The 21,594-nt window shown below is 67.7% G+C and carries 21 protein-coding genes; 13 read left to right on the top strand and 8 right to left on the bottom strand.

Going from position 1 to position 21,594, the window contains the following annotated elements; all coding sequences use genetic code 11:
* Positions 1–78 precede the first annotated feature (78 nt).
* Together GC106_RS28290 and GC106_RS28285 are read left to right on the top strand one after the other, a co-directional pair.
* Positions 79–1,911, top strand: a complete 1,833-nt coding sequence (locus tag GC106_RS28290) for an Hsp70 family protein (RefSeq protein WP_173136884.1) — start codon at positions 79–81, stop codon at positions 1,909–1,911.
* 184 nt (positions 1,912–2,095) lie between these two features.
* A complete protein-coding gene (locus tag GC106_RS28285) occupies positions 2,096–2,944 on the top strand; it encodes a hypothetical protein (protein ID WP_173136882.1) in 849 nt (282 codons plus the stop codon).
* Here the strand turns inward: GC106_RS28285 and GC106_RS28280 are convergent.
* Entirely contained in the window at positions 2,916–3,335 is a 420-nt protein-coding gene (locus GC106_RS28280; RefSeq protein ID WP_312872902.1) for a YciI family protein, read from the bottom strand. The genes GC106_RS28285 and GC106_RS28280 overlap by 29 nt on opposite strands.
* Positions 3,336–3,497: 162 nt before the next feature.
* Here GC106_RS28280 and GC106_RS28275 point away from each other — a divergent pair, with 162 nt between their 5' ends.
* The 3 genes from GC106_RS28275 (at position 3,498) to GC106_RS49765 (ending at position 6,037) form a co-directional block, all read left to right on the top strand.
* On the top strand, positions 3,498–3,692 hold the full coding sequence (locus GC106_RS28275; protein WP_173136878.1) for a DUF3046 domain-containing protein: 195 nt from the start codon (positions 3,498–3,500) through the stop codon (positions 3,690–3,692).
* 141 nt (positions 3,693–3,833) lie between these two features.
* Positions 3,834–4,877: a recombinase RecA gene (gene recA, locus GC106_RS28270; protein ID WP_173136876.1), complete on the top strand. Its 1,044-nt coding sequence runs from the start codon at positions 3,834–3,836 to the stop codon at positions 4,875–4,877.
* Positions 4,878–5,533: 656 nt separating this feature from the next.
* Complete coding sequence (locus GC106_RS49765; RefSeq protein ID WP_217281080.1) at positions 5,534–6,037, top strand: regulatory protein RecX; 504 nt, start codon at positions 5,534–5,536, stop codon at positions 6,035–6,037.
* Between the two features lie 3 nt (positions 6,038–6,040).
* Here GC106_RS49765 and eda read toward each other — a convergent pair whose 3' ends face one another.
* Together eda and edd are read right to left on the bottom strand one after the other, a co-directional pair.
* A complete protein-coding gene (gene eda / locus GC106_RS28260) occupies positions 6,041–6,667 on the bottom strand; it encodes a bifunctional 4-hydroxy-2-oxoglutarate aldolase/2-dehydro-3-deoxy-phosphogluconate aldolase (protein WP_173136875.1) in 627 nt (208 codons plus the stop codon).
* A 9-nt stretch (positions 6,668–6,676) separates the two neighbouring features.
* Positions 6,677–8,500 (bottom strand): phosphogluconate dehydratase, encoded by a 1,824-nt coding sequence (gene edd / locus GC106_RS28255; RefSeq protein ID WP_173136873.1) that lies wholly within the window; start codon positions 8,498–8,500, stop codon positions 6,677–6,679.
* A gap of 656 nt (positions 8,501–9,156) precedes the next feature.
* Here edd and GC106_RS28250 point away from each other — a divergent pair.
* From GC106_RS28250 to GC106_RS28235, 4 genes are read left to right on the top strand one after another with little or no spacing between them, the layout of a single operon-like run.
* Positions 9,157–9,441: an Rv0250c family protein gene (locus tag GC106_RS28250; RefSeq protein ID WP_173136871.1), complete on the top strand. Its 285-nt coding sequence runs from the start codon at positions 9,157–9,159 to the stop codon at positions 9,439–9,441.
* Between the two features lie 30 nt (positions 9,442–9,471).
* Complete coding sequence (gene sdhC / locus GC106_RS28245) at positions 9,472–10,269, top strand: succinate dehydrogenase subunit SdhC (RefSeq protein WP_173136869.1); 798 nt, start codon at positions 9,472–9,474, stop codon at positions 10,267–10,269.
* Positions 10,270–10,285: 16 nt separating this feature from the next.
* The gene (locus tag GC106_RS28240) at positions 10,286–12,184 is read left to right on the top strand and encodes a fumarate reductase/succinate dehydrogenase flavoprotein subunit (RefSeq protein WP_173136867.1); all 1,899 of its coding nucleotides are present in this window, start codon (positions 10,286–10,288) and stop codon (positions 12,182–12,184) included.
* A 1-nt stretch (position 12,185) separates the two neighbouring features.
* Entirely contained in the window at positions 12,186–12,947 is a 762-nt protein-coding gene (locus GC106_RS28235) for a succinate dehydrogenase/fumarate reductase iron-sulfur subunit (protein ID WP_173136865.1), read from the top strand.
* Between the two features lie 124 nt (positions 12,948–13,071).
* On the opposite strand, the gene GC106_RS28230 is transcribed toward GC106_RS28235, so the two are convergent.
* From GC106_RS28230 to GC106_RS28215, 4 genes are all read right to left on the bottom strand, one after another.
* Positions 13,072–13,947: an amino acid ABC transporter permease gene (locus GC106_RS28230; RefSeq protein WP_173136863.1), complete on the bottom strand. Its 876-nt coding sequence runs from the start codon at positions 13,945–13,947 to the stop codon at positions 13,072–13,074.
* The gene (locus tag GC106_RS28225; RefSeq protein WP_173136861.1) at positions 13,944–14,600 is read right to left on the bottom strand and encodes an amino acid ABC transporter permease; all 657 of its coding nucleotides are present in this window, start codon (positions 14,598–14,600) and stop codon (positions 13,944–13,946) included. Before GC106_RS28225 ends, GC106_RS28230 begins: the two co-directional genes overlap by 4 nt.
* 73 nt (positions 14,601–14,673) lie before the next feature.
* Positions 14,674–15,567: a glutamate ABC transporter substrate-binding protein gene (locus GC106_RS28220; RefSeq protein ID WP_173136859.1), complete on the bottom strand. Its 894-nt coding sequence runs from the start codon at positions 15,565–15,567 to the stop codon at positions 14,674–14,676.
* 72 nt (positions 15,568–15,639) lie between these two features.
* Complete coding sequence (locus GC106_RS28215) at positions 15,640–16,368, bottom strand: amino acid ABC transporter ATP-binding protein (RefSeq protein WP_173137153.1); 729 nt, start codon at positions 16,366–16,368, stop codon at positions 15,640–15,642.
* Positions 16,369–16,526: 158 nt separating this feature from the next.
* Here GC106_RS28215 and GC106_RS28210 point away from each other — a divergent pair, with 158 nt between their 5' ends.
* Both GC106_RS28210 and GC106_RS28205 read left to right on the top strand, forming a co-directional pair.
* Complete coding sequence (locus GC106_RS28210) at positions 16,527–17,195, top strand: response regulator transcription factor (RefSeq protein WP_173136857.1); 669 nt, start codon at positions 16,527–16,529, stop codon at positions 17,193–17,195.
* A gap of 4 nt (positions 17,196–17,199) precedes the next feature.
* Positions 17,200–18,600: a sensor histidine kinase gene (locus tag GC106_RS28205; RefSeq protein ID WP_173136855.1), complete on the top strand. Its 1,401-nt coding sequence runs from the start codon at positions 17,200–17,202 to the stop codon at positions 18,598–18,600.
* 43 nt (positions 18,601–18,643) lie between these two features.
* Here GC106_RS28205 and GC106_RS28200 read toward each other — a convergent pair whose 3' ends face one another.
* Positions 18,644–19,552 carry a TAXI family TRAP transporter solute-binding subunit gene (locus tag GC106_RS28200; RefSeq protein ID WP_173136853.1) on the bottom strand — a complete coding sequence of 303 codons (909 nt, stop codon included), beginning with the start codon at positions 19,550–19,552 and terminating at the stop codon, positions 18,644–18,646.
* 67 nt (positions 19,553–19,619) lie between these two features.
* Between GC106_RS28200 and miaB the strand changes: the two genes are divergently transcribed.
* Complete coding sequence (gene miaB / locus GC106_RS28195) at positions 19,620–21,089, top strand: tRNA (N6-isopentenyl adenosine(37)-C2)-methylthiotransferase MiaB (RefSeq protein WP_173136851.1); 1,470 nt, start codon at positions 19,620–19,622, stop codon at positions 21,087–21,089.
* The gene (locus tag GC106_RS28190; protein WP_173136849.1) at positions 21,086–21,571 is read left to right on the top strand and encodes an Rv2732c family membrane protein; all 486 of its coding nucleotides are present in this window, start codon (positions 21,086–21,088) and stop codon (positions 21,569–21,571) included. Before miaB ends, GC106_RS28190 begins: the two co-directional genes overlap by 4 nt.
* Positions 21,572–21,594: the final 23 nt, after the last annotated feature.

Here is a 21,594-nt window from a genome sequence, read left to right as displayed (position 1 = left end):
AGTCAACCCGGACCCATCCGGACCACTCGGCATGGCAGCATCTGGGCCGACCATCCGGTCGCATCAAAGGGGAGATCAGTGCGCGTCCTGTCAGTTGACCTCGGCACGTCGAACACCGTGGCCGTGCTGTCCGCCCATGGGCGGCCGCCGCGTGTGGTGGAGGTCGACGGATCGGCGACCATGCCGTCGGCGGTGTTCGCGGGCGAGGACGGGAACCTGCTGGTCGGCCGGGACGCCGAGCGCCGTGCGCGGCTGGACCCGTCCCGGTTCGAGCCCAACCCCAAGCGCCGGGTCGACGAAGGCACGCTGCTGCTCGGCGACAACATCGTGCCCGTGACCGACGCGCTCGCCGCGGTGCTGAGCCGCGTCGGCGAAGAGACCTCGCGTCAACTCGGTGGCGCGAAACCGGACGAGGTCCGGCTGACGCACCCGGCCCAATGGGGGCCGACGAGGCGCAACGTCCTGATGGCGGCGGCACGGCTCGCCGGCCTGGGCAACAACTTGGTTCTCGTGCCGGAGCCCGTGGCCGCGGCCGCGCATTTCGCGTCGTTCCCAGGGCAGGCGTTGGCGCCGGGGAAAGCGCTTGCGGTGTACGACCTCGGTGCGGGCACGTTCGACATCGCCGTGGTCGGCGCGACCCAGAACGGCTTCACCGTCCTGGCCGAGGACGGCCTGCCCGACCTGGGTGGTCTGGACGTCGACCAGGCGTTGCTCGAACACGTCGGCCGCGAGGTCTCGCACCGCGACCCCGCGCGTTGGCAGCGGTTGCTGCGCCCGGAGACCACGGCGGACCGGCGTGCGCAGCGCTCGCTGCGTGAGGACGTGAAGGCCGCGAAGGAAGCGTTGTCCCGGCATCCGCAGACCGAGGTGCCGATGCCCGAGCCGTTCGACGACGTGCTCGTCACGCGGGCCGAGCTGGAGGCGTTGGTCCGGCCGAACCTGCTGCGCAGCGTGGAGCTGCTCGCCGGGACGATCCGGTCGACCGGGATGACTCCGGACCGGCTGCTCGGGATCTACCTGGTCGGTGGATCGAGCCGGATGCCGCTGGTGGCGACGCTGATCGCGGAGCAGTTACGGGTCGTGCCCACGAGCCTCGACCAGCCGGAGACCGCCGTGGCGCTGGGCGCGCACCACGTGCCACGCGAGGGCATCAGCGCACGTACCCAGACGCAGACCGTGCAGAGTCCCGTTCCGGCCGCGCTGGCCGAGGACCAGCCGACCGCGACCCTGTCGCCGGTGCGGCCGAACTTCCGGCCGCCGACCCCGCCGAGCGGCGGCTTTCCGGCGCAGCAGCCACCCCAGCCCGCGCCGCTGCCCAGCAACTTCCCGACGCTGACCCCGGCGGCGTCGAAGAGGAAACCGAACCGCAAGCTGCTGATCGGGGTGGCGGCGCTGGTCGTCGTGGCCCTGGCCGCGGTCGGCGGGTTCTACCTGCTCCCGGACGGCGGTGGCACGCCCTCGGCGGAGGACTGCGCCTCGGTGGGGGAGAAGGACGACAAGGGCTTCACCTCCTGCCTGCGACAGCTGGCGGGCAGCGTGCCGGACGGCAACACGTGCAAGTCCGGCGTGGAGAGCAGCGGGATCGACGCGGGCGCCGGGCTGACCGCGACCTGCACCCTCAGCGACGACTACCAGGTCTCGTACCTGCACGCCACGTCGAACGACGAGGCCGACAAGCAGGCACGCGCCGTGATCAACTCGCTCGGCGGCGACATGGTGCAGGCCGACTGGAAGGGCAACGGCCTGACCGGGCAGTACCGGGCCGCGGTCAGCAACGGAACCGGCAAACTCGTCTTCACGGTCAAGGACCGGCCGCTGCTCGGCGTGCTGAGCAAGGTCCAGTTGCGGGACGCGGGAACGCCCGACGACATCGCCAACTACTGGGAGAAGAACGTCCAGCCCGGTACCTGACCGCATGACGGCCACGGCTTTACCGAGCACAGCAGCGTCACACCGGGAAAACGCTCCGCGATGACTTCGCAGGGAATTCCCGGAAGGACATTCCGGCTGCCCCATGGGGCGAATCGACTTGACGCGGTTCCTTCGCCGGCGGACTCTCGCCTGAGAACAAATCTGTCTCAGAGGGGGAGACGGGATGTCTTACGCGCACACGCCGGCGGCACATCACTCCGTCAAGGAAGATCTGCGGAACGCCCGGAATTTCACTGTCCTGGGATTCCTGCTCACCCTCGCGGGCACGATGAGCGGGACCGTGATCACGTCGTTGCTCAGCGGCAGCCCCTGGCTGACGCTGTTCGGTTCCGTCGTCGTCACCCTGCTCGCCGCGTTCGGCCTGGCAGGCAGCGAGGCCGGAGCCGCGACCGGCGCGAAAGCGGTCATGGTGCTGCTGCTCGGCGGTGGCGCGCTGATCGTCAACTTCGGTGGGTTCCAGCTGCTGGACGACATCAGGGGCAAGTCCGTTTCCGGAGAGACACAGAATACTTTTCCGTTCACCAAGGATGCGGTCGATCCACCGAAGCCGAAACCGGTTGTGCCGCAGCCGGTCGCCGAGGGAGCCGCCATCGGAATCGCGGAATCCGTCACCTGTGGGTCGCCGAAAGTCGGAGTGGCGAGTATGTGTGGCGAGATCACCGTCAGGAGCACCGGCCTGGCGACTCTCGAACTCTCCGGATTCGACGACGTCGGCGGACCTCACGCCAAGGAATTCAAGATCGTCTGGACGAGTAGCACGTGTAAGCAGTCGGGTGGCAGCCTGGAACCGGGGAAGAGCTGCCGGGTCCGAGTGCAGTTCAAACCGGCCCAATCCGGCAAACGGACAGGGGAACTGACTGTGCGGCACAACGCTGCGGGCGGTGCCTCCACCGTGGCGTTGTCCGGTGGTTCGACGCCATCCACGACGCCCCGACCGTCGTCGGCGGTGACCACGGTGCCGCCGACCACGGAGATCGGTCAGCTCACTGGTTCTCGGCCATTTGCTCCCTGAGCTTGTCCTCGCCTTGCTTGAGCTCCTCGGTGTACGTCTCGGCGTAGTCCTCGAACGCCTCGGCGACCTGGCGGACCTCGAGGTTGGTCTCGACGTCCGGCGGGCTGGGCACCCGGCTCGCCCAGTCGATGGCCTCTTCCAGCGAGTCCGCCCGGATGATCCAGAAGCCCGCGACGAGCTCCTTGGACTCGGTGAACGGGCCGTCGGTGATCGTGGTGTTGCCGCCGGACAGCCGCACCCGGGCACCCTTGTGGCTGTCGAGCAGGCCCTCGGCGGCCAGCAGGACGCCCGCGTCCGCCATCTCCTGGTTGAACCGCGCCATTTCGGCGAACTCGTCCTCGGACGGCACCCGGCCGGCCTCGGTCTCCTCGTCGGACTTGATGATGATCATGTAGCGCAACGGTCCGCTCCGATCCGTCTCAGCGCCTGCGTTGGTTCCGGTACCACAGGATGAGCACCACCAGCGCGGCGACCACGCTGGCGATCGACAGGACCGTCAGGCCCACCGACTCGATTCCGCTCGGGGCTTCCACCCTCACTAACCTAGTCGCTGATGCGTACCACGGTCTTCCGCAATCTGATGGCAACCGAGTTCGGCGCGGTCCGGGCCGAGATGCTCGCTCGTGACCACGTGCTGGGCGCGCTCGGCGGGCGTACCGTCGACCAGGCCCTGGAGGCAGGTGTCGAGCCGAAGGAGATCTGGCGCGCGGTCTGCGACGACTTCGGCGTCCCCAGGGAGAGGCGCTGACCGGCGTGTCGCCCCGGCGGCTCGAACAGGTGTTCGCTACGATGTCGGGGCACCGGGATCGGCGGTCCCCCGAAATTGTCGGTCCCCACCCGTAGCGTCTCCTCCGACACAGACCGCTCGACCCAACGAGGTGGACTTCAGATGGCACCAGCAGCACCCGACCGGGGCAAGGCACTCGAGCTCGCCCTCGCCCAGATCGACAAGCAGTACGGCAAGGGCTCGGTCATGCGCCTCGGTGAGGAGGCGCGTGCGCCGATCCAAGTCATCCCGACCGGCTCCATCACCCTGGACGTCGCGCTCGGGATCGGCGGCCTGCCCCGCGGCCGCATCGTCGAGATCTACGGCCCGGAATCGTCCGGTAAGACGACCGTCGCCCTGCACGCGGTGGCCAACGCCCAGCGCGCGGGCGGTATCGCCGCGTTCATCGACGCCGAGCACGCGCTCGACCCCGAGTACGCCAAGGCCCTCGGGGTGGACACGGACGCGCTGCTGGTCTCCCAGCCGGACACCGGTGAGCAGGCGCTGGAGATCGCGGACATGCTGATCCGCTCCGGCGCGCTGGACATCCTGGTCATCGACTCCGTCGCGGCCCTCGTGCCGCGCGCCGAGATCGAGGGCGAGATGGGCGACAGCCACGTGGGTCTGCAGGCCCGGCTGATGAGCCAGGCGCTGCGCAAGATCACCGGTGCGCTGAGCAACTCCGGCACCACCGCGATCTTCATCAACCAGCTGCGCGAGAAGGTCGGCGTGATGTTCGGTTCGCCGGAGACCACCACCGGTGGCAAGGCGCTGAAGTTCTACGCGTCGGTCCGGCTCGACGTGCGCCGGATCGAGACCCTGAAGGACGGCGGCGAGCCGGTCGGCAACCGCACCCGGGTCAAGGTCGTCAAGAACAAGGTGGCCCCGCCGTTCAAGCAGGCCGAGTTCGACATCCTGTACGGCCACGGCGTCAGCCGTGAGGGCTCGCTCATCGACATGGGCGTCGACCAGGGCATCCTGCGCAAGTCCGGTGCCTGGTACACCTACGAGGGCGACCAGCTCGGCCAGGGCAAGGAGAACGCCCGCCGGTTCCTGCGGGAGAACCCGGACGTCGCCAACGACATCGAGAAGCGAATCCAGGACAAGATGGGGATCGGCCCGAAGCTTGACGCCGAGGAAGCGGCGCCCGCCCCCGTCGACTTCTGATGCCGGAACGCTCTGGCGATCTGACGTGGCTCGAGAACTGGGTGACGGACCAGCGAGCCCAGGCACCGGCGGACCCGGGTATCGACCCTTGGGCCGGGGAAGAACCGACCCCGCCGACGCCGACACATCCCGCTCACCGGCCTTCGGGGCCAGACGTGGCCCCGAAGGCCGGGCGGGATGCCCAATCCGGCGGTGAGAAGACGGACATCGCCGGGCCTTCGGCTGGGCTCGGGGATGCGTCGCAGAGCGCGGACGCGGTGGTGGCCGACCTGCGTGACCAGATGGCGAAGTCCTCGCAGGCCCGGCCCAAGCCTCAGGCTGCTCCGGCTTCGCGGGATGTTCAGCCGGGTGCCGGAATGACCGAGGCCTCCCAAGCGGCTTCGCGGGATGCGCGACTGGACCAGTTGCGCGCTCGGCTGGCCGAGGCTTCGGCGCAGGACCAGCTCGGGCGCCGGGAGCCGAAACGTTCCGCGCGGCGGCCGGCGGCGGACTCTTCGCACGATGAGACTGCCGACCTGCGCGGTCAGTCGACCGGCGTCGAGGATTCGCCCGCCGCGGAAGGCCGCGGGCGATCGCGGCGGCGCGGTGACCAGAAGCCGCGGCGATCACGGACGACACCTGACGGCGAGCAGCGTCGTCAGCGAAAAACCGCCGAGATGGACCGTGACCCGGAAGCGCACGCCAAGGACGTCTGTCTGACGCTGCTCACTGCCCGGCCACGAACCCGCGCCGAGCTGTACAAGGCGCTGCTGCGGAAAGAAATCGCGCCTGAGGTGGCCGAGCGGGTGCTGGGCAGGCTCGACGAGGTCGGCCTGATCGACGACAAGGCGTTCGCCGAGATGTGGGTCCGGTCCCGGCACACCTATCAGGGCATGGGACGCAAGGCCCTCAGCGTCGAGCTTCGTCGTCGTGGCGTGGACAACGACACCGCCGCCGAGGCCGTCGCCGCTGTCGACGAAGAAGCCGAAGAGGACCGCGCGCGCCAACTCGTCCGCAAGAAGCTGCCCTCGATGCGGTCCGCCGACCAGCAGACCAAGATCCGTCGCCTCGTCGGCATGCTCGCCCGCAAGGGCTACACCCAGGGCCTGGCGTACCGGGTCGTCAAGGACGAACTGGCCAACGCCGGCGACGAGACCGACCTCCTCGACACCTTCGAGTGAACCTCAGCGCAGCGCGGCAGTCGCCTCGGCCAGGGCCTTCACGCGGTTGAAGTCGTTGTCCGACAAGGCGGACTTCGGCACGAGCCACGACCCGCCGACGCAGCCGACGTTCGGCAGCGCCAGGTAGGTGGACGCCGTGCCGGCCGAGATTCCCCCGGTCGGGCAGAACCGCAGTCCGGGCAACGGTCCGCCGAGCGCTTTCAGATACTCGACGCCACCGGACGCCTCAGCGGGGAAGAACTTCAACGCCGTCAAGCCGCGCTCGGCCATCCGCATGGCCTCGGTCACCGTGCTCACGCCGGGCAGGAACGGCAATCCCGTTGCCGCGCACGCGTCGACGACCGTGTCCGTCGAGCCTGGCGTCACCAGGAAGGACGAGCCCGCGTCGGCGGCTCGGGCGGCCAGCTCCGGTGAGGTCACCGTGCCCGCGCCGACCAGGATGTCCGGGACTTCCTTGCGGATTCGCTGAATCCCCTCGATCGCGACCGGCGTGCGCAGGGTCAGTTCGATCAGCGGGACGCCACCGGCCAGCAGCGCCTCGGCGACCGGGACGGCGTGCTCCACGTCGTCGATCACCACGACCGGGATGACCGGCGACAGGTCCAGCAGGTGTTCCGCAGTGGTGGTCAATCCAGCTCCTCAGATCGATGAGAACACGGTGGCGCCGCGCTCGGCCGGGCCGACAGCGTTGCGCAAGGCACCGAACAACTCCCTGCCGGTACCCTCCCACGCCGGGCGCTGGGTCTCCACAATGGACCGCGAAGCGAACTCCGCCGGATCCGCCAGGATGTCCAGCGTGCCGTGTCCGGCGTCCAGCCGGATCACGTCACCGTCCCGCAGTCGTGCCAGCGGACCGCCCGCGACCGACTCCGGCGAGACCTGAATGGCGGCGGGAATCTTGCCGGACGCCCCGGACATCCGCCCGTCGGTCACCAACGCGACCTTGTGGCCACGGTCCATCAGGGCGCCGAGCGCGGGCGTCAACCCGTGCAGCTCAGGCATTCCGTTCGCCTGTGGGCCTTGATTGCGCACCACCACAACGACATCACGATCCAGCTCGCCCGCCTTGAAGGCCGCGGAAAGCTGTTCCTGGTTCTCGAAAACGCGTGCGGGCGCCTCCACGACCCAGTTCTCGTGCCGCACCGCGCTCACCTTGATCACCGCGCGGCCGAGGTTGCCCGACAGCATCCGCAGCCCACCGTCCGGCTCGAACGGGTCGTCCATACCGCGCAGCACATCGGTGTCCAGGCTCTCCGTCGGGCCGTCGCGCCAGATCAGCTTTCCGTTCTCCAGTACGGGTTCCTGGCGGTACAGGTCGAGACCGCCGCCCGCGACCGTGTGGACGTCCCGGTGCAGCATCCCGGCGTCCAGCAGCGTGTTGACCAGGAACTGCACGCCGCCGGCGGCGTGGAAGTGGTTGATGTCCGCGCTGCCGTTGGGGTACACGCGGGCCAGCAACGGCACGACCGCGGACAGGTCCGCGAAGTCGTCCCAGGTCAGTTGGATTCCCGCGGCGGCGGCGATCGCGGGCAGGTGCAGCGTGTGGTTCGTCGAGCCGCCGGTGGCCAGCAGCGCGACCAGGCCGTTGACGATCGACTTCTCGTCCACGATCTCCGAGATCGGCGTGTACTGCCCACGGGTCTGCGTCAGCCGCACGATCTGACGGCCCGCTTCCTCGGTCAGCGCACGTCGCAGCGGCGTGTGCGGGTGCACGAAGCTCGCGCCCGGTAAGTGCAGGCCCATCACTTCGACAACCATCTGGTTGGAGTTGGCCGTGCCGTAGAACGTGCACGTCCCCGGGCCGTGGTAGGACGCCGACTCGGCGGCAAGCAGTTCGTCGCGCGTGGCCCGGCCTTCGGCGAACAGCTGCCGGACGCGGGCCTTCTCCTTGTTCGGCAGGCCGGAGGTCATCGGGCCGGCGGGCACCAGGATCGACGGCAGGTGCCCGAACGACAGCGCGCCGATCAGCAGGCCCGGCACGATCTTGTCGCACACGCCCAGCAACAGGGCACCGTCGAACATCTCGTGGGACAACGCGATCGCCGTGGCCATCGCGATGACCTCACGGCTGAACAGCGACAGTTCCATCCCCGCGCGGCCCTGCGTGATGCCATCGCACATCGCGGGCACACCACCGGCGAACTGAGCGACTCCGCCTGCCTCGCGCACCGAGTCCTTCAGCCAGTCCGGGTACTCGTGCAGCGGTTGGTGAGCGGAAAGCAGGTCGTTGTACGAGGACACGATCGCCACGCCCGGCTTGGTCAGTCCCCGCACGGCGAGGCGGTCCGGGCCGTCGCAGGCGGCGAAGCCGTGCGCGAGGTTGCTGCAGGCCATCCCGGCCCGTGCTGGGCCGTCGGTCGCCATGCCCCGTACCCGGTCGAGATAAGCCTGACGGGTACGTGCACTGCGCTCGGCAATACGTTGCGTGACGTCGCCGACGACGCGGTGGAGATTCGTGTGCATTGCGGCCTCCCGTTCGGTGGTGACGGCAACGCTGGCGTCGCACACGGTGGTGACAAGGCACAACGTAGTCATCCGGCGGCCACGGATCAAAATCGATTAAGAAAAATCGGGGTGAGGTCTGGGGTGGGTCCGAGCCGGTTGGCCATCTGCAGGGCGACTGCTCGGTATCGATCCAGTTACGGATAGTCAAACAGTTCGGTGTCGCTCTTCGGAAAGTGCCTCGTGGAAGGTGTCGCGCGAACACGTTGGCCGGCGTCGCCGCGAGGGGTGTCAGACCCCCGATTATCGGTCTCCGCAGCGGCTTCGCGGCCCTCTTGTGATCTTCTCAACATATGGCTGACCGTTCCACCCTGTGGGCAAAGCCCGAGCTTGTCCCCAGCTTGGGGGCAAGAAGTGTGCCCGTCGTCACAAGCAAGTTCGTCGTGTCGCGAAAGGGCTCGGTGACGTCGAACACAGGGATCGATCCAGGGCGAGGCGGAGGGGTGTTGATCCGGTCACAGAGCGGATCATGTCCTGTGGTACTTGTCACAAGGTCACCGGCGCGGCACAGTCGGCGGCAGAGGGCGTCCACCACCAACCGGCCCGAGGGCGACAGGGCCGACCAGGACGTCTTGAAGTAGCTGACGTGTGTTCGAGACGGTGAATGGAGTCGGGTCATGTCGATGAGCGACATCACGGAGCTGCAGCGTGCTATCGGGCAGGTCAAGCAGGCCGTGGGCGAGTTGCGCGCCAAGTACGGCGACATCCCCGCTGTGCGCAGGCTCGTCAACGACGTCGAGCGGCTGGATATCGACACCTGCGACTTCCGCAGCGAGCCCGAGACACCCATGCCGCGCCGCCCCCAGGTTTCCGAGCACGAGGTCGTGGTCGTGCCGGACACCCCGTACGACCCGGCGATGTGGCGCGGGACCGACGACGAGTTCGTCCGCCACGACGACTAGACAAAGAAGTCAAAACCGAACTGAGGACTGATGACCGCTGGAATCAACGCGCCGGGCCGGGCGCGGATCCCGGTGCGCAGTTTGCGCACCGACCGGTGGTGGCTCCCGCCGCTGATCACCAACCTCGGCCTGGCGACGTTCGTCATTTACGCGACCGTCCGGTCATTCATGGGTGAGTGGTACTGGGTCGACGACTACCACTACCTGACGCCGTTCTACTCGCCGTGCATCAGCGAGTCGTGCGTGCCGGGCTCCGCGCATTTCGGCGAGTGGATAGGCGAACTGCCCGGCTGGATCCCGATGGGTTTCCTGGCCCTGCCGTTCCTGCTGGGCTTCCGGCTCACCTGCTACTACTACCGCAAGGCCTACTACCGCTCGGTCTGGCAGTCGCCGACCGCGTGCGCGGTGGCCGAGCCGCACGCGAAGTACTCGGGTGAGACGCGCTTCCCGCTGATCCTGCAGAACGTGCACCGCTACTTCTTCTACGTCGCGGGCATCGTCGCGGTCATCAACACCTACGACGCGATCGTCGCGTTCCACTCGCCGGACGGCGGTTTCGGCATGGGACTCGGCAACGTCATCCTGCTGATCAACGTGATCATGTTGTGGGCGTACACGTTGTCCTGCCACTCGTGCCGGCACATCGCGGGCGGCAGGCTCAAGCACTTCTCCGCCCACCCGGTCAGGTACAAACTCTGGACCTTCGTCTCCAAGCTGAACGTCCGGCACATGCAGTTGGCATGGATCACTCTCGGCACGCTGATGCTCACCGACCTGTACGTGATGCTCGTGGCCAGTGGTGCGATCTCCGACCTGCGTTTCGTTTGAGAAAGAGGATTTCTTCATGACCCAGGTCGAGCGGCACACGTACGACGTCGTCGTGATCGGGGCCGGCGGTGCCGGTCTGCGAGCCGCGATCGAGGCCCGGCAACGCGGTCTGCGTACCGCCGTGGTCTGCAAGTCCCTGTTCGGCAAGGCCCACACGGTGATGGCCGAGGGTGGCGTGGCCGCCTCCATGGGCAACGTCAACAGCAACGACAACTGGCAGGTGCACTTCCGCGACACCATGCGTGGCGGGAAGTTCCTGAACAACTGGCGGATGGCCGAGCTGCACGCCAGGGAGGCCCCGGACCGCGTGTGGGAGCTGGAGACCTACGGCGCGCTGTTCGACCGCACCAAGGACGGCCGGATCTCGCAGCGCAACTTCGGCGGGCACGAGTACCCGCGGCTGGCGCACGTCGGCGACCGGACCGGCCTGGAGCTGATCCGCACGCTGCAGCAGAAGATCGTGTCGCTGCAACAGGAAGACCACAAGGAGACCGGCGACTACGAGGCGAAGATCAAGGTCTTCCAGGAGTGCACGGTCACCGATCTGCTGAAGGACGGCGACAGGATCGCCGGGGCCTTCGGCTACTGGCGTGAGTCCGGCCGGTTCATCCTGTTCGAGGCGCCCGCCGTGGTGCTGGCCACCGGCGGGATCGGCAAGTCCTTCAAGGTCACGTCGAACTCGTGGGAGTACACCGGCGACGGGCACGCGCTGGCACTGCGCGCGGGCGCGACGCTGATCAACATGGAGTTCATCCAGTTCCACCCGACCGGCATGGTCTGGCCGCCGAGCGTCAAGGGAATCCTTGTCACCGAAGGCGTTCGCGGTGACGGTGGCGTGCTGCGCAACTCCGACGGCAAGCGCTTCATGTTCGACTACATCCCCGAGGTCTTCAAGGACAAGTACGCGGACAACGAGGAAGAAGCCGACCGCTGGTACACCGACCCGGACAACAACCGGCGCACGCCGGACCTGTTGCCGCGCGACGAGGTCGCCCGCGCGATCAACTCGGAGGTCAAGGCGGGCCGGGGATCGCCGCACGGCGGCGTGTTCCTCGACATCTCCAGCCGGATGCCCGCCGAGGAGATCCGGCGGCGGCTGCCGTCGATGCACCACCAGTTCAAGGAACTGGCGGACGTCGACATCACGGCCGAGCCGATGGAGGTCGGGCCGACCTGCCACTACGTGATGGGTGGCGTCGAGGTCGACCCGGACACCGCCGCGGCGAAGGTCCCGGGCCTGTTCGCGGCCGGTGAGGTCGCCGGCGGCATGCACGGCTCGAACCGCCTGGGCGGCAACTCCTTGTCCGACCTGCTGGTGTTCGGGCGCCGGGCCGGCATGGGCGCGGCCGACTACGTCGACTCGCTCGCCGAGCGCCCGGCCGTCGCGCAGTCCGATGTGGACGCCGCGGCGGAGAAGGCGGTGCGGCCGTTCGACCCGCAGGGCGACGGCGTCGAGGAGAACCCGTACACGCTGCACTCCGAGCTGCAGCAGTCGATGAACGACCTGGTCGGCATCATCCGCAAGGCCGACGAGATCCGGCAGGCGCTGGAGAAGATCGAGGAGATCAAGTCCCGGGTGCCGAACATCGCGGTGGAGGGCCACCGCCAGTTCAACCCCGGCTGGCACCTCGCGATCGACCTGTACAACATGATCCTGGTCAGCGAGTGCGTGGCGAAGGCCGCGCTGCTGCGCGAGGAGAGCCGTGGCGGGCACACCCGCGACGACCACCCGTCGATGAACGCGACCTGGCGCAACAAGCTGCTGGTGTGTTCGACTGACGGTACGGACGTGTCAGTGGTGGAGCAGCCCCAGATCCCGATGCGCCAGGAGCTGTTCGAGCTCTTCGAGATCGGTGAGCTGGAGAAGTACTACACCGACGAGGAGCTGGCCGCGCACCCGGGAAGGAATGCCTGACATGGGGTACAAAGCGCAATTCCGGGTCTGGCGGGGTGACGACGAGTCCGGCGAGCTGCGGGACTACGTCATCGAGGTGAACGAGGGCGAGGTCGTCCTCGACATCATCCACCGGCTGCAGGCCACGCAGGCACCCGATCTCGCGGTCCGCTGGAACTGCAAGGCCGGCAAGTGCGGGTCGTGTTCGGCGGAGATCAACGGCAAGCCGCGGCTGATGTGCATGACGCGGATGTCGACCTTCACCGAGGACGAGGTGATCACCGTGACGCCGATGCGGACGTTCCCGGTCGTCCGTGACCTCGTGACGGACGTGTCGTTCAACTACACCAAGGCCCGCGAGGTGCAGTCGTTCACGCCGCCGCCGGACCTCAAGCCGGGCGAGTACCGGATGCAGCAGGTGGACGTCGAGCGCTCGCAGGAGTTCCGCAAGTGCATCGAGTGCTTCCTGTGCCAGAACACGTGTCACGTCATCCGTGACCACGAGGAGAACAAGGAAGCGTTCTCCGGGCCGCGGTTCCTGATGCGGGTGGCCGAGCTGGAGATGCACCCGCTCGACACCGCCGACCGGCGCGACGCCGCGCAGGACGAGCACGGCCTCGGATACTGCAACATCACCAAGTGCTGCACCGAGGTCTGCCCGGAACACATCAAGATCACCGACAACGCGCTCATCCCGATGAAGGAACGAGTGGCCGGCAGGCGGTACGACCCGGTCGTGTGGCTGGGCAACAAGCTGTTCCGCCGCTCGTCGAAAAAGAGCTGATCACCCCCGTCGCCTGCTCCCAGCAACGGCGCTGGGGGCGGGCGGCGACCCCTGTCGACGAGAAGGGCGCACCAGTGGTTCCGCACTGGTGCGCCCTTCGTCGGTGAGCTACCTACCGGGTGAGCTACAGGGTCGCGCCCGCGGGTGCGCCCGCGAACGTGGTGTCCTCGCCGACCGGGCCCTTGCCCTCCGGTTCGATGTGCTTCTTGCTCTTGCGTTCCCGCTTGCTCAGGTAGTTCGCCAGCCACGAGAGCAACAGGCACATGACGATGTACATCGCCGCGACCACGATCGTCAGCGGGATCAGCGGACGGCCGAACTGCGCCACACCACCGAGCAGACGTGCGTAGTACAGCAGCTCCTCGTAGGTGATCAGGAAGCCGAGCGCGGTGTCCTTCAGCACGACCACGAGCTGGCTGATGATCGCCGGGAGCATCGCCCGCAGCGCCTGCGGCAGCAGCACCAGCATCATCACCTGGGTCTTGCGCATGCCCACCGCGTACGCGGCCTCGCTCTGCCCGCGTGGCAACGAAAGGATGCCCGCGCGGAACACCTCCGCGAGCACCGATCCGTTGTACAGCGTCAGCGCGGCGACCACCGAGTTGAACGGGTCACCGAGCTGGATGCCGTAGTGGAAGATGAACATCAGGATGACGGCCGGGATCGCCCGGAACAGCTCGACGATCACCATGGACGGCACGCGGAAGATCGCGTGGTCCGACAGCCGTCCCGCGGCGAAGATCGCGCCGAAGATCAGCGAGAGCACCGCGGCGGCCGCGAACGCGGTCAGCGTCCGGCCCAACGCGGTCAGCAGGTCGGTCTGGATCTGCTCGTACTGGATCCACTCCCAGACCTGCGCGTCGAACTGGCCCGCGTCGATGAACCGGTAGATCACGTACGCGATGGCGCCGACGATCAGCGCGGCGCCCACCACCGCGTAGATCCGGTACCGCATCCGGGCTTTCGGCCCCGGGAGGTCGAACAGAGCGGATGCGCTCATCGGGCCACACTCCAACGCTTCTCCAGGCTGCGCTGCAGCAGCGTCAGCGGAACCACCAGGACGACGAAGAAGAACGCGACCCACAGCAGGCCGGTCATCACGTTGTAGCCGTCCTCGGACAGCGAGTCACGGATCGCGCCGGCCTCGGCGACCGAGAAACCCGCGGCGATCGTGGTGTTCTTCAGCAGCGCCACCATGGTGGAGACCATCGGCGGCACCACCGAGCGGGTCGCCTGCGGGAGCACCACGCTGGACAGCAACTGGCCGAAGGTCAGGCCGAGCGCCCGGGACGCCTCGATCTGTCCCACCGCGACGGTGTTGATGCCCGACCGGACGACCTCGCACACGAACGCCGCGGTGTAGAGCGTCAGCGCGATGACCGCCGCGATGAAGAAGTCGTAGTCGTTCCGGTCGATGATCTCCAGCAGCGGGAACGCGAAGGCGAAGAAGAAGAACACGAGCGTCAGCGGTGTGTTGCGGACGACCGTGACGTACACCGTGCCGAACGCCCGGAACACCGGCACCGGGCTGACCCGCATCATCGCCAGGATGACGCCGAGGATCAGGCACAGCACCCCGGAGATCAGGAAGAGCTTGATGGTGTTGCCGAACCCGTTCAGGAACAGGTCGACGTTTTCCAACAGGACGTTCATCGGCTCCCGCCAGCTCTGACGCGGACCGGCCGGTGGCCGCCGTGCGACCACCGACCGGGTACGGACTTACGGATCAGGACTTGTCGAGAACCGGCTTGGTGGCCGGCGAGCCCGACTTGCCCAGCGTGCTGTCGTAGATCTTCTGCCAGGTGCCGTCGTCCAGCGCGGTCTGCAGGACCTCGGTCACCTTGTCCTTGAACGCCTTGTCGGTCTTGGGCAGGCCGATGCCGTACGGCTCCTCGGAGAACGTCTTGCCGACGACCTTGAACTTGTTCTGCTCCTGGGCGGCGTAGCCCTTCAGGATGGCGTCGTCGGTGGTCACCGCGTCGACCTGCTTCTGGTCGAGCTGGGTGACGCACTGCGAGTAGTTCTGCAGCTCGACGATGTTGCCCGGCTCGGTCAGGTTCTGCTCCCGGACCCGCTGGATCGGGGTCGAGCCGGTCACCGAGCAGACCTTCTTGCCCTTGAGCGTGTCCTTGCCGGTGATGTCGGTGTTGTCCTTGCGCACCAACAGGTCCTGGCCGGCGGTGAAGTACGGGCCGGCGAAGGAGATCTGCTCCTTGCGCTTGGCGTTGATGGTGTACGTGCCGACGTAGTAGTCGACGTTGCCGTTGGCGATGGCGGCCTCACGGCCGGCCGACGCGACGGCCTTGTACTCGATCTGGTCGGGCTTGAAGCCCAGCTTGGCGGCGACCAGGTTGGCGATCTCGATGTCGAACCCGGAGTACTTGCCGGTGGTCGGGTCCTTGTAGCCCAGTCCCGGCTGGTCCTCCTTGACGCCGATGATGACCTTGCCGCGCTGCTTCATCTGGTCGAACGTCGGCGAACCGGCCACGGTGACGTTCGTGGCGACGTCCTGGGGCGGCGGCGTGGCGCCACCGGCGTCACCCGGGGTGCCTTCCTTGCCACACGCGGTCAGCGCGAGGCCGCCGACCATCAGGCCTACTGCCAGGGTACGAACCCTCATCGTCTTTTTTCTCCTGCTCTGCTGTTCCACACGGCACCCCGTCCCTGCGAAAGGAGGCGCCGCTGTCCATCGTCAATGGGTCAGGATCTTGCCAAGGAAGTCTTTCGCCCGGTTGGATTTGGGCGCGGTGAAGAACGACTCCGGAGTGGAGTCCTCCACCACCTCGCCGTCGGACATGAAAATCACCCGATCGGCTGCTTTGCGGGCGAAACCCATTTCGTGGGTGACCACCAGCATGGTCATCCCCTCTTTGGCGAGGCTGGTCATCACGTCCAGCACCTCCTGGACCATCTCCGGGTCCAGCGCGGACGTCGGCTCGTCGAACAGCATCACCTTGGGGCGCATCGCCAGTGCCCGGGCGATGGCCGCACGCTGCTGCTGCCCGCCGGACAGCTGAGCCGGGTACTTGTCGGCCTGGTTGGCGATGCCGACCCGCTCGAGCAACTCCATCGCGTGCTTGCGGGCCTCGTCCTTCGCGACCCTGCGGACCTTGATCGGGGCCAGCGTCACGTTGTCGACGATGCTCTTGTGCGCGAACAGGTTGAACGACTGGAACACCATGCCCACGTCGGCACGCAGCCTGGCCAGGTCCTTGCCCTCGGCGGGCAGCGGCTTGCCGTCGACCTCGATCACACCTTCGTTGATCGGCTCCAGCCGGTTGATCGCCCGGCACAGGGTCGACTTGCCCGAACCCGACGGGCCGAGCACGACGACGACCTCGCCCTTGGGAATCTCGAGGTTGATGTCCTTGAGGACATGCAACGGCCCGAAGAACTTGTCTACCGCCTTCATCCGGATCATCGGAGGCGCGGCGGCAACTTCGGTCATCAATCCTCCAAAACGGGCAGCGTGCGTTGGCGGAAACCTAGGGGCCTCGGCTCACACAGTCCAGCGACCTTGAGCAACACTTAGGGTCTCAACTCTGTCACATGGTCATGACACCTGCGGAGGGGACACGCGTGCGAGTGCTCCTTGTCGAGGACGACGACCGGGTCGCTCAGGCGCTGGCCCCTGCCCTGGTCAAGCGCGGCCTGGCGGTCAGGCGGCTGGCGCACGGCCGGGGCGTGCTCGATCTGGTCGGCGAGGTCGACGTCATTCTGCTCGATCTGGGGCTGCCCGACATCGACGGGATGACGCTTTGTCGCCAGATCAGGGCGGTGAGTGACGTCTCGGTCATTGTCGTCTCCGCCCGCGGTGAGGTGGACGATCGAATTCTGGCGTTGCAGGCCGGTGCCGACGATTACTTGGTGAAACCGTATGACGTCGGTGAGTTGGTGGCCCGGGTGCACGCGGTTCGCCGAAGGAGCACGGATCGTGGTCAATCGAATACCGAACCGATAATGTTCGACGATGTCCGAGTCGATATCGGGCGGCACGAGGTGACCGTCGCGGGCGAGCCGATCGGATTGTCGAGGAAAGAATTCCAGGTGCTGGCGCTGGTGATGTCCGCACGCGGCGCGGTCTGCCCGCGGGACCAGATCCTGGCCGAGGTGTGGGGCCGCAGCGGCGCGGCGGAGAACCGCTCGCTCGACGTGCACGTGGCGACGCTGCGCACGAAACTCAAGCGGCCCGCGCTGATCGAGACCGTGCGCGGCGTCGGATACCGGCTCGCCGGCCGCCCGGAGTGACGCGATGCGAGTCCGGCTGCTCGGCATCGTGCTCTCGCTGGTCGCGTTGCTCGTCGTCGGCCTCGGCGTGCCGCTGGCGTTGAGCGTCGCGCAGCGCGAGCAGCAGGACCTGTTCCTCGACCGGCTCACCGACACCAGCCGGTACGCCTCGTTGTCGCAGCGGCCGTTGCTCGACGAGGAGGAGGAAGCGCTCCAGGACGAGCTGATCAGCTTCCACGCCACGTACGACATCGACGCCGTGGTGTTCAACCGGGACCGGGAGCCCGTCGCCAGTTCGGCCGTCTCCCAGCAGCCGCCGTTCCAGGCCGGGGACGTCGCGCAGGAACTGGACAACGCGCTGAGCGGCAAACATCCCGAGCCGGAGTCGCTGCTGTTGCCGTGGGACACCGACCCGCTGGTGATCGCCGAACCGGTGCTGGTCGACGGTGAGGTGCAGGGCGCGGTGATCACCCGCTCGCCGACGAACTCCGCACGTGGCCGCGTGGTGTTCTGGTGGGCCGTGATCCTCATCGGCGGCGCCATGGCACTCGGACTGGCCGTGCTGGTCGCGTTGCCGTTGGTGGGATGGACCCTGCGTCCGGTCCGCAGGCTCGACCAGGCGACCGGTTCCCTGGTGGCCGCGGTGATGAGCGGCCGGACGGTCCCGGCGGTCGACGACGGGCACGGTCCCGCGGAACTGAGACACCTCAGCCGCTCGTTCGACCAGATGGCCGCGAGCGTCAGCGACACCCTTGCCGCGCAACGGGCCTTCGTCGCCGACGCGTCCCACCAGTTGCGCAACCCGTTGACCGCGCTGCGGTTGCGGCTGAGCAATTTGGAGGGGCATGTCGACGAGGAGGAGGCCGAGCACCACATCGCCGCGATGGCCGAGACCGACCGGCTCAACCAGATCGTCGACGACCTGCTGGCGATGGCCCGTGCCGAAGGCATGGGTGGCGAACTCGTGCCCGTGGACGTGGTGGCGACCGTGAGCACGCGGCTGACCGACTGGGAGGCGGTCGCGGACTCCCGTGAGGTGCGGCTGGAGCTGACCACGTCGTCCGACCGGATCTTCGCCACCGCGCCGCCGCGCAGCGTCGAGGCGATGCTGGACGCGCTGCTGGACAACGCCTTGAAGTTCACCGCGGAGGGGTCGGTCGTCGCGGTCGACGTGCGCGCCGAGGAGTCGCGGGTGTTCGTCTCGGTCCGTGACCACGGCCCCGGCCTGCAACCGGATGAGCTGGAGCGGGCGACCGACCGGTTCTGGCGCAGCCAGGCGCACCAGAACATCAGCGGCTCCGGTCTCGGCCTGGCGATCACCCGGCGCCTGGCGGAACGGGCGGGCGGCGACGTCCGCCTCGACCTGCCGGACGACGGCGCGGGCGGCCTCCGCGTCACCATCGAACTCCCAGCTCACCCCTCGTGAGTACTTATCAGGGTTAGAACACGGATAAACACTCACGAGGGTTTTACAGCTGTTTTTCGTCGCGGTAGAACTCGCGGGCGCCGGGGTGCAGCGGGATCGGGTGGGTTTCCACGGCCGAGCGGATGTCGATCGAGTCGGCCGCCTCGGTGACGTCGGCCAGCTGCTTCTGGGCCGCGAAGATGCCCTGGGCGAGCGCCTTGGCCGCGTCGTTGGACAGCCGGTCGGTCACCATCAGCAGGTTCGGCACGGTCAACGTGGTCACCGGGACGGTGTTGGCGACCTGGTACACCGACAGCGGGATCGTCGCGGCGCCGTAATAGCGGTAGTCCTTGCGGATCGTGCGCATCTGCTCGCTCATGTCGAGCAGCCGGATGTCCATGGCCCGCGACAGCTGGACGATCTCGTCGGTCGGCAGGCCACCGGACCAGAAGAACGCGTCGATCTCGCCCTTGCGCAGCGCGTCGGTGGACTGCGGCAGGCCGTACTCGAACGGCTGGCCGTCCACCTTGAGAATCTTCAGCACACGCTCGGCGATCGTCTTGACGCCCGAGTTGGCCGCGCCGATCCCGATCCGCTTGCCGGTCAGATCCGCCAGCGCCCGGATCGGGGAGTCCGCCCGCACGACGATGTGCAGGTAGTCGTCGTAGATCCGGGCGAGCGCGCTGAACTTGTCGTTACGCCGGTCGTTGGCCACGTCGGCGGCGCTGAAGGCGATGTCGGCCTGGCCCGCCGCCAGCCGGTTGATGTTGTCCGGCGAGCCCTCGGTGGCCAGCACGGTGGGCGTCGGCATGCCCATCTGCTTGGACCACTCCGTGGCCAGTGCGTTGCCGAGCTTGTTGTAGACGCCGCTCGGGAACCCCGTGGCGATCGTCAGCCTGAGGTCCTCGGTGACGCTCGTACAGCCGGCCACGACCAGCAGCACGGTAATCAGTGTGACGAGCTTCCGAGACACGGTCACGATGGTGCCAGACGTGGGAACTACCCTGGATGGGCGCGACACCATCGTTTGAGGAGCCAGTGTGACTCGCAGTTACGCCATCCGTACGTTCGGTTGCCAAATGAACGTGCACGACTCCGAACGGCTGGCCGGCATGCTCGAAGAGGCCGGGTACACGGCCGCGACCGGCGACGAGACGCCTGACCTGATGGTGCTCAACACGTGCGCGGTCCGCGAGAACGCGGACAACAAGCTCTACGGCAACCTCGGCCACCTGTTGCCGACGAAGAAGGCCCATCCGGGCATGCAGATCGCCGTCGGCGGCTGCCTGGCGCAGAAGGACAAGGGCGAGATCGTCAAGCGTGCGCCCTGGGTGGACGTGGTGTTCGGGACGCACAACATCGGCTCGTTGCCGACGTTGCTGGAGCGTGCCCGGCACAACGAGGAGGCCCAGGTCGAGATCCTCGAGGCGCTGGAGGTCTTCCCGTCCAGCCTGCCCGCCCGGCGCGACTCGGCCTACTCGGGCTGGGTGTCGATCTCGGTCGGCTGCAACAACACGTGCACGTTCTGCATCGTGCCGTCGTTGCGGGGCAAGGAGAAGGACCGTCGGCCCGGCGAGGTTCTCGCCGAGGTGCAGGCACTCGTGGACGAGGGCGTGCTCGAGGTGACGCTGCTCGGCCAGAACGTCAACTCCTACGGCGTCGAGTTCGGCGACCGGCTGGCGTTCGGCAAGCTGCTGCGGGCGTGCGGCGACATCGACGGGCTCGAGCGGGTCCGGTTCACCTCGCCGCACCCGAAGGACTTCACCGACGACGTGATCGCGGCGATGGCCGAGACCCCGAACGTCTGCCACCAGCTGCACATGCCGCTGCAGTCCGGCTCGGACCGGGTGCTCAAGGCGATGCGCCGCTCGTACCGCTCCGAGCGCTACCTCGGGATCATCGAGAAGGTCCGGGCCGCCATGCCGGACGCGGCGCTGACCACCGACATCATCGTCGGCTTCCCCGGGGAGACCGAGGAGGACTTCCAGGCCACGCTGGACGTGGTCCGCGAGGCCCGGTTCATGGGCGCGTTCACGTTCCAGTACTCCAAGCGCCCGGGCACGCCGGCGGCCGGGATGGACGAGCAGGTGCCCAAGCAGGTCGTGCAGGAGCGTTACGACCGGCTGGTGGCGTTGCAGGAGGAGATCTCCTGGGAGCTGAACAAGGACCTGGTCGGCAGGACCCTCGAGGTCCTGGTGTCCGCGGGCGAGGGCCGTAAGGACGCTGACACGCGCCGGATGAGCGGCCGGGCACGAGATGGTCGCCTGGTGCACTTCACGCCGGGAGACGCCAACGTACGGCCCGGAGACGTGGTCGAGGCGACGGTGACGTACGGCGCGCCGCACCACCTCGTCGCCGACGGTCCGTTGGTGAGCCACAGGCGGACGCGTGCGGGCGACAACTCCGAGGCCGGGCTGCGGCCGAAGACCAACGGGATCAGCCTCGGGCTGCCGGGATTCGGCAAGCCGCCCGTGGTCGAGACGAGCGACGAAGGATGTGCGGTCCGATGACGGACGTCGACCACCTGCGTGACCAGATCGACGCGGTGGAGCGCAAGGCCATTCGCACCGTCGACCTGGGCGCCAGGGCGATCGTGATCTCGGTGGCGGTGCTGGTGCTGCTGGTGGGCCTGCTGCTGCCGTGGCTGAACGGGGCGAACGGCTGGCAGGTGCTGCTAGGGCACGTCGAGGGCAAGGCGGGCGTGGTGCCCCGGTTGTTCGCGGCGACCGCGGCCGGGTTCGGGGTGCTGGCCTCGATGCTGGCGTTGATGACGCGGCTCTGGGCGTTGACGTGGGTGTGCGCGATCGGCGGCTGGTTCGCCTCGGTCGACGGCATGCTGGCGATCTGGTCGCGGCAGTCCACGCCGGAGGCGTCGCCCGGCATCGGCCTCGTCATCGCCGTGATCGCGATGGTCGTGATCGCGACGTGCTGGTTCCGTACCGCCTGGTCACGGCCGGATCTCGACAACAATCAGCGACTTTCGGCCGATTGATCGACATAGCCGGGCGCTCATAG

Source organism: Kibdelosporangium persicum (assembly GCF_013280595.1).
Taxonomy (GTDB): domain Bacteria; phylum Actinomycetota; class Actinomycetes; order Mycobacteriales; family Pseudonocardiaceae; genus Kibdelosporangium; species Kibdelosporangium persicum.
The sequence above is the reverse complement of the archived record's forward strand: the minus strand, read 5'-3'. Positions and strand labels throughout refer to the sequence as shown.

Excerpts from the sequence above, each read along its gene's own strand:
- GC106_RS28285 (WP_173136882.1), top strand. The coding sequence starts at position 2,096 with ATGTCTTACGCGCACACGCCGGCGGCACATCACTCCGTCAAGGAAGAT.
- GC106_RS28280 (WP_312872902.1), bottom strand. The coding sequence starts at position 3,335 with ATGATCATCATCAAGTCCGACGAGGAGACCGAGGCCGGCCGGGTGCCG.
- GC106_RS28275 (WP_173136878.1), top strand. The coding sequence starts at position 3,498 with ATGCGTACCACGGTCTTCCGCAATCTGATGGCAACCGAGTTCGGCGCG.
- recA (WP_173136876.1), top strand. The coding sequence starts at position 3,834 with ATGGCACCAGCAGCACCCGACCGGGGCAAGGCACTCGAGCTCGCCCTC.
- GC106_RS49765 (WP_217281080.1), top strand. The coding sequence starts at position 5,534 with ATGGACCGTGACCCGGAAGCGCACGCCAAGGACGTCTGTCTGACGCTG.
- edd (WP_173136873.1), bottom strand. The coding sequence starts at position 8,500 with ATGCACACGAATCTCCACCGCGTCGTCGGCGACGTCACGCAACGTATT.
- GC106_RS28250 (WP_173136871.1), top strand. The coding sequence starts at position 9,157 with ATGTCGATGAGCGACATCACGGAGCTGCAGCGTGCTATCGGGCAGGTC.
- sdhC (WP_173136869.1), top strand. The coding sequence starts at position 9,472 with ATGACCGCTGGAATCAACGCGCCGGGCCGGGCGCGGATCCCGGTGCGC.
- GC106_RS28240 (WP_173136867.1), top strand. The coding sequence starts at position 10,286 with ATGACCCAGGTCGAGCGGCACACGTACGACGTCGTCGTGATCGGGGCC.
- GC106_RS28235 (WP_173136865.1), top strand. The coding sequence starts at position 12,186 with ATGGGGTACAAAGCGCAATTCCGGGTCTGGCGGGGTGACGACGAGTCC.
- GC106_RS28230 (WP_173136863.1), bottom strand. The coding sequence starts at position 13,947 with ATGAGCGCATCCGCTCTGTTCGACCTCCCGGGGCCGAAAGCCCGGATG.
- GC106_RS28225 (WP_173136861.1), bottom strand. The coding sequence starts at position 14,600 with ATGAACGTCCTGTTGGAAAACGTCGACCTGTTCCTGAACGGGTTCGGC.
- GC106_RS28220 (WP_173136859.1), bottom strand. The coding sequence starts at position 15,567 with ATGAGGGTTCGTACCCTGGCAGTAGGCCTGATGGTCGGCGGCCTCGCG.
- GC106_RS28215 (WP_173137153.1), bottom strand. The coding sequence starts at position 16,368 with ATGATCCGGATGAAGGCGGTAGACAAGTTCTTCGGGCCGTTGCATGTC.
- GC106_RS28205 (WP_173136855.1), top strand. The coding sequence starts at position 17,200 with ATGCGAGTCCGGCTGCTCGGCATCGTGCTCTCGCTGGTCGCGTTGCTC.
- GC106_RS28190 (WP_173136849.1), top strand. The coding sequence starts at position 21,086 with ATGACGGACGTCGACCACCTGCGTGACCAGATCGACGCGGTGGAGCGC.